The organism is Glutamicibacter sp. NPDC088483 (assembly GCF_044753145.1).
In the GTDB taxonomy this organism is placed as follows: Bacteria; Actinomycetota; Actinomycetes; order Actinomycetales; family Micrococcaceae; genus Glutamicibacter.
The window spans coordinates 674,605-688,902 of the sequence record NZ_JBIVMP010000001.1 but is presented as its reverse complement, the minus strand read 5'-3'; the positions used below and the strand labels follow the sequence as shown (position 1 = coordinate 688,902).

The following is a 14,298-nucleotide window of genomic DNA, read 5'->3' as shown; positions in this document are numbered from 1 at the left end:
TTTTTTGGGGGGGTCCACCCAGGCGCCCGCCGCCGGTGCCCCCCCGGTTTGCAATGCCCGCTGATATCACCGCCAACCCTGTGGGGGGGGGCCCCCAAACATTTGGGGGCCCCCCCACCGCCGTATTCCCGATCCTCGTGCCCTACGGGCGTGCTGCGAAACGCTCGAGCAGGTCCACGTGCCCCGAGACGATCAGGACATCTCGGCGAGTCACCATGGTATCCGGCATGGCGTAGGTGAAATCCTCGCCCGGGGACTTCACACCAACGATCGTCACCCCGTACTTGGAGCGGACTTGGGACTGGGCCAAGGTGAAGCCCTGGGTCTCCTTCGGAGGGTACATCTTCACGATGGCGAAGCCGTCATCGAATTCGATGAAGTCGAGCATGCGGCCACCGACCAGGTGTGCGGCACGCACACCGGCATCGGCTTCCGGGTAGATGACGTGGTTGGCACCAATGCGGGTAAGAATCTTGCCATGGGAGGGCGTAATGGCCTTGACCCACAGATGCTCGATGCCCAGATCCACCAGGTTCACGGTGATCAGCACGGATGATTCGATGGAGGTACCCACGCCCACGACGGCAGAGGAGAATTCCTGGGCGCCGAGCTGGCGCAGGGCGTCAATATTGGTCGCGTCGGCCGCGACCACGTGGGTCAAGGTGCTGGCCCACTGCTGAACGAGCTCCGGGCTGCGCTCAATGGCCAGCACTTCGCGCCCCTGCTTGACCAGCGTTTCAGCGACAGAAGCACCGAAGCGGCCCAGGCCGATCACCAGCACCGGGGCATTGTGGTCTATGTTCTTGTCAGCCAATGAGCGGCCTTTCTTCTGGGAGTCTGAACAGCGTATTGCGGTGGCGCATGGTCAACGCGCTGGCGAGCGTAATACTGCCGATGCGTCCGGCAAACATCAACGCGCTGAGCACATACTTGCCGGCCGGAGGCACTTCTTGCGAAACCCCGCTACTCAGGCCCACGGTAGCAAAGGCCGAGATCGACTCGAACAGGGCTCGCGAGAAGCCCACCGATTCGTCGATGGTCACGAGCGCGCCGGTAGCGACCATCACCAGCGAAGCACCCATGGCGACCACGGAGATGGCCACGCGCATGGTGCCCTGCGGAATCTGCCGGCCAAAGGCCTTCGCGTCAGTATCGCCACGGACCTCGGCCAAGATCGCCAAGAACATCACGGCAATGGTGGTGACCTTGATGCCGCCAGCAGTAGAAGCTGAACCGCCACCAGCGAACATCAATGCGTCGGTCAACAAGATGGTCACCTGGTGGATGTCGTTCTGATCCACCAGGTTGAAGCCGCCAGAACGGGTCATGGTGGAGGCGAAGAAGCCATGAATGAGCTTGTCGCTGATGGATAAGCCGCCGATGGTCTTGGGATTGGCCCATTCGAAAATCAGCCACAGGAAGGATCCGGCAAAGAGCAGGATGGTGGTGGTGAGCATGGTCAGCTTGGTGTGCAGGTTCCACTTCTTCATATTGAACTTGTGCGCCAGCAGCACCATGATCACCGGGAAACCCAAGGAACCGGTGAACACGCCGGCCATCAATGGGCCCAGGATCCACAGGTCGGTTTCGTAGGGAACCAATCCGTCGGAGTGCGGGGTGAAGCCTGCATTGTTGAAAGCCGAGACGGCATAGAAGATTCCATGCCAGATGGCGGACAGGACGCTTTCACCCAGCATGTAGAAGCGCGGGATCAGAAAGAGCGCGATGACCGCCTGCAGGCTGATCGCTGTGAGGATCACGATGCGCAGCAATGAGCTTACTTCGCCCAGGGCTGAGGCTCCAGAACTGTTCATCGAATTCTGCGCCATCAGCTTGGCTCGCACGCCCAGCTTGCGGGATACCGCCAGGGACATGATGGAGGCCAGAGTCAAAATGCCCAGGCCGCCCATGAACGTTGCGACCAGCATGATCAGCTGACCGGCGAATGACCAGTGCACAGCGGTGGAGACGGTCGTTAGGCCAGTAACGCAAACTGCCGACACAGCGGTGAATAATGCGTCATGCAGCGCGGTGGCTTCCCCCGTGGCCGAGGAAAACGGCGCCGCGAGCAGGGAGGTGAACAACGTGATTGCCAGCAAGAAGGCGCCAAGAGTCAAGCGCGCGGGGGAGCGCACGGTGAAGTCCGCAACTGCGATGCGAACGGTCAGCCATTTCTTGCGTCGCTGTTCGCGCATTTCAGCTGCCCGGGCGCTGGGGCCCGATGCACTGGCTGTGCTCATTTATTACTCGCCGTTTCCTGGGGAACAGTTCTTTGCCATGAGGATTTGAAGTCCTTCTAGTAATTTACGCGTTTCCACCGCTAAACGCTTGTGTTGCCCGGCTAAAGACCCGACAAGCCGCGCAAACTGCCATGAATTCATGAGTTGGGTCACTATCGGGTAGCCTGAAATCGTGTTAGATCCGCAGCATGCCCCACGGCCCACCATGGTGATGTGGGATGAAGAGTATCTGAAGTACAAATTCAGCGACTGGCATCCCATGCACCCTTCACGGCTAGAACTGACCTATCGGCTCAGCGATGAGCTGGATATCTTCGATGCGCCGAACGTCACGATACAGGCTCCGGATATTGCCGACGATGCGGTCATCGGCTCCGTCCATGACCAGAGCTATATCGATCAGGTGCGGCGGGTGAGCAAGGATCCAACACTCGTTGCCGAAGAATTCGGCTTGGGCACCGAAGACGACCCGGTATTCGCCGGGATGCATGAAGCCGCCGGGCGCATTGTTGGCGGTTCGGTAGCAGCGGCCCAAGCCATCATGGACCAAGACGTGGTCCGTGCGGTGAACTTCGCCGGTGGCATGCACCACGCCGCGAAAAGCAAGGCCAGCGGTTTCTGCATCTACAATGACGCTGCTGCCGCGATCCATCGCATGCTGGAACAGGGTGCCCAACGCGTGGTCTACATCGATGTGGACGCGCATCATGGGGATGGCACCGAGTCGATCTTCTGGGATGACGAACGCGTGCTGACCATTTCCATCCATGAATCCGGGCTGTCGCTGTTCCCCGGTACGGGATTCGCCAATGAAATTGGCGGCAAGAACGCCGAAGGCAGCGCAGTAAATGTTGCTCTGCCGGCAATGACCGGGGACTCCGGGTGGATGCGTGCCTTCCATGCGATCGTTCCGCAGCTGGTACGCGCTTTCAAGCCGGAAATCATCGTCTCCCAGCACGGTTGCGATGCGCACCGCGATGATGACATGACCAATTTGAAGCTGTCTGTTGATGCGCAACGCCAGGCGGCCCTGGACATATCCCAGTTGGCAGATGAGCTGTGCGAAGGCCGGTGGTTGGCTACCGGAGGCGGGGGATACAACGTCACCGCCGTCGTGCCGCGTACCTGGACCCACCTGACGGCGATTGTTGCCGGCAAGCCGGTGCCGTTGCGTACCTATGTTCCCGAGACCTTCCGCCGCTACGTTCTGGAAAGGTACGGCCGTGCCATGCCTTACCTCATGGGCGATGACGCTCAGCTGTGGTGGCGCAATTGGGAAGTCGGCTTTGATCCGGCCGATCCGGTAGACCGAACCATCATTGCTACACGCAAGGAGATATTCCCGCTTTTCGGGCTCGATCCATGGTTCGACTAGCCTCGCATGGCTGCGGCCACCGGAGACAGAGGCGAGACTTCACAGCATTTTAGGCATGGAAATCGATTGCCAACCGTTCATATGCCGTTAGGGTTATGTGTGTGGCAATTGATGAAGTGTTTTCGGCGTTGGCTGAACCAACCCGACGAAAGATTATAGAAGCGCTCAAGAACGAGCCGAAAGCAGTGGGCACTCTGGTCACTGAACTGGAGATCTCGCAGCCGACTGTTTCCAAGCACTTGAAGGTGCTGCGCGAAGCTGAACTCGTGAGCATGGCCGCTGCCGGGCAGCGGCGCATCTACAGCATTGATACCTCAGCGCTGGAAGACCTCGTGCGCTGGTGCGCCGATTTGGTACCTGCCCAACCGGAGGGCCAAGAGCTAGTAACCACGCAGGCCGAAGCCGAGGGGCAGCTGGCAGCGGTATCGAATCCAACGGCTCAGCAGATCGGGCGGCGCGTTGGCCAAGGCCTGGAACAAGTTACTGGACGTGCGCAAGAGTTTTTCGAGAAACTTCCGCGGTTCGGGCGTCGGCGCTAGCTCTTGTCCAGTCATCGGCGCTGCAACCGTGCAATATGGTCAATCTTTTAAGTTACGCGCGCAATCCTGTTTTATAACATGAAAATTTTGTTCAGAATGCCCAGCATGGCATTCTCGTGTGCGGGGCAGTGACGCCGGCAATGAGGCCCCTTGTGCGCCTGTGCCTGCCCCAAGTGATGAGGAGAAAAACTTGGATAAGCACTTAGCGACGATTCGCGACGAAGTCTTCCGCCGCAATCCCGGCGAAGCAGAATTCCACCAGGCCGTCACGGAAGTATTCGACAGCCTTGAAGCTGTATCGGTCAAGCATCCTGAATACGCCGAAGCCGCAATCCTGCAGCGTTTGTGCGAACCTGAACGCCAGATCATCTTCCGAGTGCCATGGGTTGACGACGAAGGCCGCGTGCAGATCAACCGCGGCTTCCGCGTTGAATTCAACTCGGCTCTGGGCCCATACAAGGGCGGTCTGCGTTTCCACCCATCGGTTTACCTTGGCATCGTCAAGTTCCTGGGCTTCGAGCAGATCTTCAAGAACTCCCTGACCGGCATGCCCATCGGCGGCGGCAAGGGCGGCTCGGACTTCGACCCGCGCGGCAAGTCCGATGGCGAAGTCATGCGCTTCTGCCAGTCCTTCATGACTGAGCTCTACCGCCACATTGGCGAATACACCGACGTGCCAGCCGGCGATATCGGCGTTGGCGGCCGCGAAATCGGTTACCTCTTCGGCCAGTACAAGCGCATCACCAACCGCTACGAGTCCGGTGTGCTGACGGGCAAGGGCTTGAGCTGGGGCGGTTCCCTGGTTCGCCCGGAAGCCACCGGCTACGGCGCAGTGATCTTCACTGAAGAAATGCTCAAGACCCGCGGCCAGACTTTCGATGGCCAGCGCGTGGTCGTTTCCGGTTCGGGCAACGTGGCAATCCACGCCATCGAGAAGGCGCAGGCACTGGGAGCGAAGGTCGTTACGGCTTCCGACTCGGCCGGCTTCATCGTTGACGAGGGCGGCATCGACCTGGATCTGCTGCGTCAGATCAAGGAAGTTGAGCGCGGCCGCATCTCCGAGTATGCCGAACGCCGTGGCACCAAGAAGGTGAAGTACGTTGCCGGTGGCAGCGTCTGGGACGTTGCAGGCACCGTGGCGCTGCCCTGCGCAACCCAGAACGAATTGGGCGCTGAGGCCGCAAAGAAGATGGTTGCTGCTGGCACCATCGCAGTGGCCGAAGGCGCCAACATGCCTACTACCGCTGAAGCGACCTCGATCTTCCAGGATGCAGGGGTGCTCTTCGGCCCGGGCAAGGCTGCCAACGCTGGTGGTGTTGCTACCTCGGCTCTGGAGATGCAGCAGAACGCCAGCCGCGATGCATGGAGCTTCGAGCACACCGAGCGTCGCCTGACTGAGATCATGGTCGGCATCCACACCAGCTGTGCTGCTACTGCAGACGAGTACGGCATGCCGGGGAACTACGTCGCCGGCGCCAACATCGCGGGCTTCGTGAAGGTCGCAGACGCAATGCTCGCACAGGGCGTCATCTAATAATCTGCAGCGCTGCAATCCGCGTGAATTCATTGGGGACCCGGTGAAATCACGCGGATTGTCTCGTTCAGGCATCAAAAAATGTGATTCAGATGGTCACGTGTGTGTTTCGTGATGCAAAAGTTACAAAAGTGCGATTAGACTAGTACAAAGCGAACGTGAACCTGAACCGCCGATGTTGATCCAAAGTCGTGTAAGTTCATCTTCGCAAAATTAACGCGACGAATAAGAGATCAGCGTCAGGAGAATATCCCGCATGACGGATAAACAGAATTTTGCCGGAGCCCGTTTCATGACTGTGGCCGAAGTGGCCGACATGATGCGCGTTTCCAAAATGACCGTTTATCGGCTGATCCACGCCGGTGATTTGCCTGCTGTTCAGTTCGGTCGCTCCTATCGCGTTCCGGAAAACGCCGTGGAATCATATCTGAATGCCGCGGCCATTGATCCGCAGCACGGTACCGGTTCTTACGGTCGATAGTCCGCGCGATGGTCAGAGCATGACCGAAAAGCGGGTAATCTGTTAAGGAACGTTTAACGTCCGGTCAACCTTGTCCTTGGGCTCGCGCGCAAGCAGGCATTTGGGGTTGACGCATTTATTTAGTTTGTGAGGAACCACTATGGGCTCTGTTATCAAGAAGCGCCGCAAGCGTATGTCGAAGAAGAAGCACCGCAAATTGCTTCGTAAGACCCGCCACCAGCGTCGTAATAAGAAGTAAATCTACTTCTGAGCATTTGCCGCTTGGCAATCATCGCCACCGCTTCACAGTGAAACTGTTGAACGGTGGCGATTGCTTTATCCAAAGCCGCCCAGCGCCGGCCTAAGAGCCGGAACGGCGCAGAATGGACCGTCGCGCCGCCCAGAGCGCACCAAGCACTCCAGCGGCCTTCAGGCCTAGTTTGGCGGCTCGCTGGCCGGTGCGGAAATCGTAGACCTGCCAGCCGCGGCGCTTGGCGTAGGCGCGAAGCCGCGCATCGGGATTGATGCATACGGGGTGTCCCACAGCTTCAAGCAAGGGAACATCATTGTAGGAATCCGAGTATGCCCATGATTTCGACAGCGAGATGCCGCGAGCCTTCGCCAGGGTGCGCACCGCTTGCGCTTTTTCCGCAGCGTGCAGGATCGGGCTGGCCAGCGCTCCGGTGTAGAAACCGTCTTCGCTGGCCACTACAGTGCCCAATGCACCGGTAAGTTCGAGACGTTGCGAGATGACATTCGCCACTTCCAGGGGAGTGGCAGTGACTAGCCAGACTTCACGGCCCACCGTCCGATGCTGGCGAGCAATGGCTACCGTACCGGTCCATAGCTTGGGTTCGATGTATTCGTCATAGATCTCGTTGCCGATCTTCTCGATCTCGGACACCGGGATCCCTCGGACCATCATCAACGCACGGTCGCGAATCTGGTGAATGTCCCCTAGGTGCTCACCGCGCGCGGCGAAGCGCAACTGCTTGAGCGCGAACCAGAGGATTTCGCGGAATTGGAAGAAGCGGCGCTCATGCAGTTTCCGGGCCAGCAGATACAGCGATGCACCGCGCACAAGGGTGTTATCTACATCGAAGAAAGCGGCGACCGTGTCCGGAGCCAGGGCGGAATTCGGGCTGGGGTGATGATCGATGGAAGACATTTGATCCAGTTTATTTCATTGCCAAGTTTAAGGGCGGTTACGGCTCGTGAGATTATAGGCAGGTGAGTACTTTGAATCAGATCCAGCTGTTGGTTCGAGAAGGCTGCCACCTGTGCCAGGCCGCACGCGCAACCGTGGCCGAGGTGACTGGCCGGTTGAATATGGAGTTTTCCGAACTGGATATTGACCAGCACCCTGAATTGCTGGCCAAGCACCACGAGGAAGTGCCGGTTCTGCTGATCAACGGAGAAGTCCGCGACTTCTGGCACATCGACGCACAGCGTCTGGAACGACTACTGAGCAGCTAGCCGCTGCCGAATAAATGAAAATGCGTTGTGCTCTTCAAGAGCACCGAAAAGTGCGGGAGAACGAAGATGTCAGAGCTTGAAGCCCGGGTCCTGCCTGAGGCCACGCTGGCTCGACTGACCCAGTACTTGCGCGCGCTGAACGCCTTGGAAGCCCAGGGCCTGGAACGCACCAGTTCCGGGGTGCTGGCCAAGGAAGCTGGAGTGAACCCCTCCATCCTGCGCAAAGACCTTTCCTGGTTGGGTTCTTACGGAACCCGCGGGGTGGGCTACGTGGTCCGCGAACTGGCAGAACATATCAGCCGCACCCTCGGCCTGAACCAGGACTGGCGTGTGGCCATCCTCGGCGCCGGTAACCTGGGGCGCGCGCTCAGCGGATATGCAGGCTTCAGGACTCGTGGCTTCAACGTCAAGGCGATCCTGGATATCGACCCCGCACTGGTCGGCAGGCCGGTCGGCGAGCTGCACGTGGAAGCGATCGCGGACTTGGCCGCAGTGGTTGAACGCGAAGAAATCAACATCGCTGTTCTGGCAATTCCGGGCGATGCTGCGCAGGACCTGGTCTACGAACTGGCCGCGCTTTCGGTCCGCTCGGTGCTCTCGTTCGCACCGATGCCGCTTCGCGTACCCGCGGGCATGAACCTGCGGCGCGTTGATCTTTCCACTGAATTGCAGATCCTGGCATACCTCGCCGTTCAAGGCTGAAGCCGCGCAGACGAGAAAAGGCGTAGCCGCGTTATCCTTTGGGTGGATGGAGCGGCTACGCCTTTATTGTCCCTGCAGGGCCTCGCGAAGAGGCTCGGCCATGCGTTTAGCGGAAGCCGGCCAGGCGAGCCTGGCGGCGCTGCGCAATGTATTGCGAAGAAGGGCGCAACCAGGCGAAGACCACGCCTGCAATGCCCAACAAGATGCCCACAACGTAGACAGCGTTGATAATTCCGGCTTGAGTGTCAGCGAACATGCTGATCATTGGAACGATAGTCACCAGATTCAGCAGTGAAAGCGCACCGAGGATCGTGGCGATAATTCGCATGGCGCCCACGCCGCGGCCAACGAAGAAGCCCACCAGGAAATACAGGGCCAAGGTGATGATCATGGAGATAATCACGAAGGTCGACATCATGGAATTGATCTGGGCCATGAAGGCCTCAGGGCTTGCCATCATCTGTTCAACCAGTGGATCCTGCTCCATGCCCGGGGTGCTTTGCATCTGGTTCTGGAACTCTTCTTGCACCAGCGACCACTGCTGGCCAATCATGTTGGCCATCATGTTGGAGTTGGTCATCAGCCAGCTGGCGAGGGCACTGAAGATGCCCGCGAGCATGATCAAGCCAAAGGCGATAGCCAAGGTCCGTGGCCGCTCGGTCGGCGGCTGCACGCCGGCGTAACCTCCCTGCTGGGCATACTGGTCGTAGCCCGGTGCCTGCGGTTGCCCGTAAGGATTCGGATTCTGACCGTACGGGTTCTGGCCGTACGGCGAGGGCTGCTGGCCGTAGGGGTTTTCGCCGTACGGGTTCTGCGATGAACCCTGGCCGGAAGGGCCCGGGTTGTTGGGCTGGCCCGGCTGGTTAGGATCGTTGTCGCTCATGATGCGTCCTTCTGGGTCGAACTGTCTTATTAACTAAGCGTAGTGGCAGTCGGTTGTGAGCAACCCCTCCGAAAGGATGGTTTTTCCATATGGGATTCCAATGCGTGTCCTGTGAATAGTTGACGGTGGCCACAATATGGCTAATTTGCACCGAATATTTGAGACACTGGAGGCATGCCTTTATCGACCGTCCATTTGTTGCGCCACGGGGAAGTTTTCAACCCTGACCGTATGCTCTACGGCAGGATCCCCGGCTTCGGGCTCTCGGAACTCGGATTCCAGATGGCCGATGGGGCAGGAGAATATTTTGCCAAGCGCCAAGCAGAAGGCGGCAACGTAGTGCGCCTGGTGGCCTCACCGCTCCTGCGAGCCCAGCAGACAGCCGCGCCGACCTCCAGTGCTCTGGATCTGCAGGTCCACACCGACGAGCGGGTTATCGAAGCCGGCAACAAGCTGGAAGGGCTGTCCAAGGTTGCGGAGCACCTGCGTCAGCCGAAGTACTGGCCGCTGCTGGTCAACCCGCTGAAGCCTTCATGGGGCGAACCATATGCCCAGCAGGTTGCTCGCATGCGCCTGGCCATGGATGAGCACCGCAAGGCCGCCCTCGCCGAGCACGGCGAAGGAGCGGAAGTCATTATCGTCAGCCACCAGCTGCCGATCTGGGTTACGCGCCGCGCCGCCGAGAAGAAGCCGCTGTGGCACGATCCGCGCCAGCGCGAGTGCACTCTGGCTTCCATCACCAGCTTTGATTTTGAGGGAGACGAATTGGTCTCCGTGCGTTACACCGAGCCGTGCCCCGAGCTGCTTGCCGGCGCGGCGAATATCCCTGGAGCCTAAAGCAAAATGACAGATCCTGTGCCTAATCCTCGCCACTTGAGCCGCCGCACCATGTTGCGTTCGCTCATGGTTGCCGCCGCCGTGGTGCCCTTGGCTGCCTGCAGCGGCAAGGAAGATGCGCTGACCGCGCAAGCAAACAGCGGCGACGGCAAGAACTACATCGCTGGCGACGGCGCCGTGGAAGAGTACGAAGTTTCCAAGCGCAGCGAACCGGTTGCCCTCAAGGCCACCACCTACCATGGCACCGATATCGACTTCACGCAGTGGCAGGGCAAGCCCGTAGTCATGAACTTCTGGTATGCCGCCTGCGCTCCGTGCCGCATCGAGGCACCGGATCTGAAGGAAATCGCTGAAGGCTTCGGCGAGAAAGTCGAATTCATTGGCGTCAACGTACGCGATGAAGCCGAAGCGGCGAAGGCCTTCGAGCGCACTTTCGAGATCCCCTATGAGTCGGTACAGGATACCTCCGGGGACATCCAGCTGGCGATGACCAAGTACGTCCCGTTGCAAGCGGTTCCATCCACCTTGGTGCTGGACCGCCAGGGCCGTGTCCGTGCCCGCGTGATCGGTGCCGTAGAGCCTGGCACCCTGAAGTCATTGATCGACTCCGCTCTGACCGAAGAGTTGTGAGCTGATCAGTGACCACTAATCCCTTTGCCGACATCGTCCTGGACGGGTCGTTGCTGCTGGCTGCCCCAGTAGCACTGCTGGCCGGGCTGGTCTCCTTCCTTTCGCCTTGCGTCCTGCCGCTGGTGCCGGGCTACCTCGGTTACGTCACCGGGTTGACTGGTGCGGATCTGAAGGAGCACCGGCGCGGCCGCGTGGTCTCCGGCGTACTGCTCTTTGTCCTGGGATTCTCCGTGGTCTTCATCGCAGCGGGCGTGCTTTTCAGCCAGGCCTCCGCGTGGCTCAGGTTCAACGGCTCCTGGGTCACCCAGGCGTTGGGCCTGGTCGTGGTCTTCATGGGCATCGTGTTCATGGGCGGCTTCTCCTGGATGCAGCGTGACCGCAAGATCCACAGGAAACCGCCTGCAGGCCTGTGGGGTGCCCCGGTTCTGGGGCTGACCTTCGGCCTGGGGTGGGCACCGTGCATCGGCCCCACCTTGAGTGCGGTACTGATCATGTCCACCGGTGTGGACGCGAACGTAGGGCGTGGAACGCTGCTGACTGTGTTCTATTGCCTCGGATTGGGTTTGCCCTTCATCCTGATTGCGATGGGGTTGCAGCGCGGCATGCAGGCGCTGGCGTTCTTCCGCAAGCACCAGGTTTTCATCATGCGTTTGGGCGGGGGACTACTCATTGCCTTGGGACTGGTCATGGTGACCGGTCTGTGGGGAACATGGGTAGCAGAACTGCAAAACTGGTTTGCCAATGAAGTGAGGTTGCCAATTTAATGGCGAAACAACAACGGAATTCCAAGGGAACTGGCGACGCGCCTGCCCTGGGATTCATGGGTTCCATGCGTTGGATCTGGACCCAGCTGACATCGATGCCGACAGCTTTGTTCTTGCTGTTGCTGCTCGCCGTTGCTGCGGTACCGGGATCGATCTTCCCGCAGCGCGACGCCAACCCCGAATCTGTAGCCCAGTACCTGGAACAGCACACCACCGCTGGTCCATGGCTGGATCGCTTCCAGATGTTCGAAGTGTATTCATCGGTGTGGTTCTCCGCGATCTACATCTTGCTGTTCGTCTCGCTGATTGGCTGCATCATCCCGCGTGTGAAGAAGCACGCCAAAGCCTTGCGCACCCCGCCGCCGAGGACCCCGGTGCGCCTGGAACGACTTCCCCAGTACAGCTCGCATGAAATTCTGGAAGGCGAGACGGATACGCCCGATGACCAGCAGGTCATCGAGGATTCGTTCAGGATCCTGAAGAAGCGCGGCTACCGTGTCGAACGCCGCGAGGATGCCACCGGGGCCTCGGTTGCCGCAGAGCGCGGGTATACCCGCGAAATCGGCAACCTGCTCTTCCACATCTCGCTGATGGGCGTACTGGCTTCGGCCGCGATCGGCGGAGCCCTGGGCTACACCGGGCAGCGCGTGGTTGTCGAGGGGGAGACCTTCGTGAATTCGCTGGTGGCCTACGACTCCTTCACCCCGGGCACCGGCTTCAATGCCGATAATTTGCCGCCCTTTGCTGTGACTCTGGACAAATTCGACATCATCTTCGACCGCGAATCCGAATCGCATTTCGGACAGCCGCTGGACTTCACCGCCCACGTCAAGGTGCGCGAATCGGCAGATGCCGAGCCAGTGAAGCAGGAACTGAAGGTCAACCATCCGCTGCGGATCAGCGGCGGTGACGTGTACCTGGTCGGCAATGGCTACGCCCCGGTGATCACCGTCAAGGATGGCAACGGCAACGTCTCCTATTCCGGCCCGGCGGTTTCCATTCCGCAGGATTCGGTCTACACCTCGATGTTCGTGCTGAAGGTTCCGGACGCCGAGCCATCGCAGCTCGGCTTCCAGGGCTTCTTGCTGCCAACCGCACTAGTGGATGAGAACGGCTTCGGCATCTCGGGCGACCCCAACGCCATCAACCCCCAGCTGCACCTGAACTCGTACTCCGGGAATCTGGGCCTTGACGACGGCAACCCGCAAAACGTGTTCGTGCTGGACACGGAGAAGATGGAACCGCTGAACAGCCGTGATTTGGATGCCGGCGGCATCATCCTCGAAGCGGGGCAGACCTACGAACTGCCCGACGGCAAGGGCTCGATTACCTTTGAAGACCTCAAGCGCTTCGTCGCATTGGACATCAATCATGACCCGGGCAAGCTGCCAATCGGCATTTTCTCAGGTCTGGCGCTAATCGGCCTTGCGGTCTCGCTGTTCACCCCGCGACGCCGCGTCTGGGTGAAGCTGAAACAAGAAAACGGCAAGCGTAGTATCGAGTACGCACTGCTGGCACGTGGCGAGGATCCGCGTCTGGAACGCGAAGCTGCAGAACTACAGAAGATCTTTGACAAGGCTTGGCCATTGGCAAGCCAGGAGCAGAACCAAGGAGCAGTAAATGGATAACGCTGGGGCATTAGCGCCAATCAATGAAACGCTGGGTGAATACAGCCAGTTGTTCATGCTGCTGGCCGCCATGGTCTACGGAGTGGTCTTCATCATTTTCGCCTTGGACCTGGCAAAGACCAACAAGTCCATCAGCGAAATGGATTCCGAAGCGCTCAAGCGCGACGAGGAACTGCTGGTTAGCGCCGGCGGCGCCGTGGGCACCAAGCCCCGTTCGCGCCGGGGTGCCGCTGTGCGTGCCGACAACGTCGGCGAGCATATCGTGACCGACAAGATGGAGTACACGCAGTTGTCGGCCAAGCGCCCCACGGCTCGCATTGCCGTGGTGCTGATGTGGCTGGCCGCTGCCCTGCACGGCGGTGCCGTGGTTTCCCGTGCGATAGCCGCGCACCGAGTGCCCTGGGGCAACATGTACGAGTTCCTGTCCACCGGTGCATTCCTGGTGGCTCTGGTCTTCTTGCTGGTGCTGATCTTCAAGGACCTGCGCTTCATGGGATCCTTCATCTCCGGCCTGGTCACCTTGATGCTGTGCGGTGCCACCATCGGCTTCCCGACACCGGTTGGCCACCTCGTTCCTGCCCTGCAGTCGCCATGGATCGTCATTCACGTCTCCATCGCCGTCCTGGCGTCGGCACTGTTCGCCATCAGCTTCGCCATGAATGTGCTGCAGCTGGTACAGCATGCTCGCATGAACCGGCTGGCCGCTGGCCAGGACGACAAGCTGCCCTTCATGCGCGTGGTGCCAGGTGCCGGCGCATTGGAGAACTTCGCCTACCGCATCAACACCATCGGCTTCGTGATGTGGACCTTCACTGTCATCGCTGGTGCGATCTGGGCTGAGGCCGCTTGGAGCCGCTACTGGGGCTGGGATCCAAAGGAAGTCTGGTCCTTTGTGATCTGGGTTGTCTACGCAGGCTACCTGCACGCCCGTGCCACCGGTGGCTGGACGGGCCCACGCTCGGCCTGGTTGTCGATCATCGGCTTCCTGTGCGTGGTCTTCAACTTCACCATCGTGAATATCTTCTTCGACGGTCTGCACTCCTACGCCGGAGTCTAGTTCCTAAGAATCCAGCACTGCGAGCGGTTTCCCTTTAGCGGGGAGGCCGCTCGCAGTACTTTAAGCGTTCGTTGCAGGCCCTGGTACTTAAGTGCGGGGCACTGACGGGCGCCTGCCCCCGTCCGTCCCTCCAGCGCCCGTAGAGGAAGCCCCGCGCCCCGGGCCGCCTGCAA

Annotated in this window: 16 protein-coding genes; 12 read left to right on the top strand and 4 right to left on the bottom strand. The window is 59.8% G+C overall.

Annotation, left to right across the window (positions count from 1 at the left end):
* Positions 1 to 142: 142 nt before the first annotated feature.
* Both ACIP6G_RS03360 and ACIP6G_RS03355 read right to left on the bottom strand, forming a co-directional pair.
* Entirely contained in the window at positions 143 to 781 is a 639-nt protein-coding gene (locus ACIP6G_RS03360) for a TrkA family potassium uptake protein (RefSeq protein WP_105657082.1), read from the bottom strand.
* A gap of 25 nt (positions 782 to 806) precedes the next feature.
* Positions 807 to 2,240 (bottom strand): potassium transporter TrkG, encoded by a 1,434-nt coding sequence (locus ACIP6G_RS03355; protein WP_332485933.1) that lies wholly within the window; start codon positions 2,238 to 2,240, stop codon positions 807 to 809.
* A 205-nt stretch (positions 2,241 to 2,445) separates the two neighbouring features.
* Between ACIP6G_RS03355 and ACIP6G_RS03350 the strand changes: the two genes are divergently transcribed.
* The 5 genes from ACIP6G_RS03350 (at position 2,446) to ACIP6G_RS03330 (ending at position 6,407) form a co-directional block, all read left to right on the top strand.
* A complete protein-coding gene (locus ACIP6G_RS03350) occupies positions 2,446 to 3,615 on the top strand; it encodes an acetoin utilization protein AcuC (RefSeq protein WP_400288764.1) in 1,170 nt (389 codons plus the stop codon).
* A 95-nt stretch (positions 3,616 to 3,710) separates the two neighbouring features.
* The gene (locus tag ACIP6G_RS03345) at positions 3,711 to 4,154 is read left to right on the top strand and encodes an ArsR/SmtB family transcription factor (RefSeq protein ID WP_400288635.1); all 444 of its coding nucleotides are present in this window, start codon (positions 3,711 to 3,713) and stop codon (positions 4,152 to 4,154) included.
* A gap of 190 nt (positions 4,155 to 4,344) precedes the next feature.
* Positions 4,345 to 5,688 carry an NADP-specific glutamate dehydrogenase gene (gene gdhA / locus ACIP6G_RS03340; protein WP_105656957.1) on the top strand — a complete coding sequence of 448 codons (1,344 nt, stop codon included), beginning with the start codon at positions 4,345 to 4,347 and terminating at the stop codon, positions 5,686 to 5,688.
* Between the two features lie 256 nt (positions 5,689 to 5,944).
* Entirely contained in the window at positions 5,945 to 6,169 is a 225-nt protein-coding gene (locus ACIP6G_RS03335; RefSeq protein ID WP_013349804.1) for a helix-turn-helix domain-containing protein, read from the top strand.
* Between the two features lie 139 nt (positions 6,170 to 6,308).
* Positions 6,309 to 6,407: a 30S ribosomal protein bS22 gene (locus ACIP6G_RS03330; protein WP_005504750.1), complete on the top strand. Its 99-nt coding sequence runs from the start codon at positions 6,309 to 6,311 to the stop codon at positions 6,405 to 6,407.
* Positions 6,408 to 6,509: 102 nt separating this feature from the next.
* On the opposite strand, the gene ACIP6G_RS03325 is transcribed toward ACIP6G_RS03330, so the two are convergent.
* Entirely contained in the window at positions 6,510 to 7,316 is an 807-nt protein-coding gene (locus ACIP6G_RS03325; RefSeq protein ID WP_105656956.1) for an HAD family phosphatase, read from the bottom strand.
* Positions 7,317 to 7,378: 62 nt separating this feature from the next.
* On the opposite strand from ACIP6G_RS03325, the gene ACIP6G_RS03320 reads away from it, so the two are divergent.
* On the top strand, positions 7,379 to 7,624 hold the full coding sequence (locus tag ACIP6G_RS03320; protein ID WP_332485935.1) for a glutaredoxin family protein: 246 nt from the start codon (positions 7,379 to 7,381) through the stop codon (positions 7,622 to 7,624).
* Positions 7,625 to 7,651: 27 nt separating this feature from the next.
* Positions 7,652 to 8,326: a redox-sensing transcriptional repressor Rex gene (locus tag ACIP6G_RS03315; protein WP_332502783.1), complete on the top strand. Its 675-nt coding sequence runs from the start codon at positions 7,652 to 7,654 to the stop codon at positions 8,324 to 8,326.
* 106 nt (positions 8,327 to 8,432) lie between these two features.
* On the opposite strand, the gene ACIP6G_RS03310 is transcribed toward ACIP6G_RS03315, so the two are convergent.
* On the bottom strand, positions 8,433 to 9,209 hold the full coding sequence (locus ACIP6G_RS03310; protein WP_400288625.1) for a hypothetical protein: 777 nt from the start codon (positions 9,207 to 9,209) through the stop codon (positions 8,433 to 8,435).
* A 174-nt stretch (positions 9,210 to 9,383) separates the two neighbouring features.
* Here ACIP6G_RS03310 and ACIP6G_RS03305 point away from each other — a divergent pair, with 174 nt between their 5' ends.
* From ACIP6G_RS03305 to ccsB, 5 genes are read left to right on the top strand one after another with little or no spacing between them, the layout of a single operon-like run.
* Positions 9,384 to 10,046 (top strand): histidine phosphatase family protein, encoded by a 663-nt coding sequence (locus ACIP6G_RS03305; protein WP_332485936.1) that lies wholly within the window; start codon positions 9,384 to 9,386, stop codon positions 10,044 to 10,046.
* Positions 10,047 to 10,052: 6 nt separating this feature from the next.
* Positions 10,053 to 10,676: a TlpA disulfide reductase family protein gene (locus tag ACIP6G_RS03300; RefSeq protein WP_105656952.1), complete on the top strand. Its 624-nt coding sequence runs from the start codon at positions 10,053 to 10,055 to the stop codon at positions 10,674 to 10,676.
* Positions 10,677 to 10,684: 8 nt separating this feature from the next.
* Positions 10,685 to 11,440, top strand: a complete 756-nt coding sequence (locus ACIP6G_RS03295; RefSeq protein WP_332485938.1) for a cytochrome c biogenesis CcdA family protein — start codon at positions 10,685 to 10,687, stop codon at positions 11,438 to 11,440.
* On the top strand, positions 11,440 to 13,068 hold the full coding sequence (locus ACIP6G_RS03290; protein WP_400288623.1) for a cytochrome c biogenesis protein ResB: 1,629 nt from the start codon (positions 11,440 to 11,442) through the stop codon (positions 13,066 to 13,068). Before ACIP6G_RS03295 ends, ACIP6G_RS03290 begins: the two co-directional genes overlap by 1 nt.
* Complete coding sequence (ccsB, locus tag ACIP6G_RS03285; RefSeq protein ID WP_105656949.1) at positions 13,061 to 14,125, top strand: c-type cytochrome biogenesis protein CcsB; 1,065 nt, start codon at positions 13,061 to 13,063, stop codon at positions 14,123 to 14,125. The genes ACIP6G_RS03290 and ccsB overlap by 8 nt, the downstream gene beginning before the upstream one ends.
* Positions 14,126 to 14,298 lie beyond the last annotated feature (173 nt).

Coding starts and splice junctions, on each gene's coding strand:
- ACIP6G_RS03325 (WP_105656956.1), bottom strand. CDS start 7,316: ATGTCTTCCATCGATCATCACCCCAGCCCGAATTCCGCCCTGGCTCCG.
- ACIP6G_RS03330 (WP_005504750.1), top strand. CDS start 6,309: ATGGGCTCTGTTATCAAGAAGCGCCGCAAGCGTATGTCGAAGAAGAAG.
- ACIP6G_RS03355 (WP_332485933.1), bottom strand. CDS start 2,240: ATGAGCACAGCCAGTGCATCGGGCCCCAGCGCCCGGGCAGCTGAAATG.
- ACIP6G_RS03305 (WP_332485936.1), top strand. CDS start 9,384: ATGCCTTTATCGACCGTCCATTTGTTGCGCCACGGGGAAGTTTTCAAC.
- ACIP6G_RS03345 (WP_400288635.1), top strand. CDS start 3,711: ATGTGTGTGGCAATTGATGAAGTGTTTTCGGCGTTGGCTGAACCAACC.
- ACIP6G_RS03310 (WP_400288625.1), bottom strand. CDS start 9,209: ATGAGCGACAACGATCCTAACCAGCCGGGCCAGCCCAACAACCCGGGC.
- ACIP6G_RS03335 (WP_013349804.1), top strand. CDS start 5,945: ATGACGGATAAACAGAATTTTGCCGGAGCCCGTTTCATGACTGTGGCC.
- ACIP6G_RS03350 (WP_400288764.1), top strand. CDS start 2,446: ATGGTGATGTGGGATGAAGAGTATCTGAAGTACAAATTCAGCGACTGG.
- ACIP6G_RS03300 (WP_105656952.1), top strand. CDS start 10,053: ATGACAGATCCTGTGCCTAATCCTCGCCACTTGAGCCGCCGCACCATG.
- ACIP6G_RS03290 (WP_400288623.1), top strand. CDS start 11,440: ATGGCGAAACAACAACGGAATTCCAAGGGAACTGGCGACGCGCCTGCC.
- ccsB (WP_105656949.1), top strand. CDS start 13,061: ATGGATAACGCTGGGGCATTAGCGCCAATCAATGAAACGCTGGGTGAA.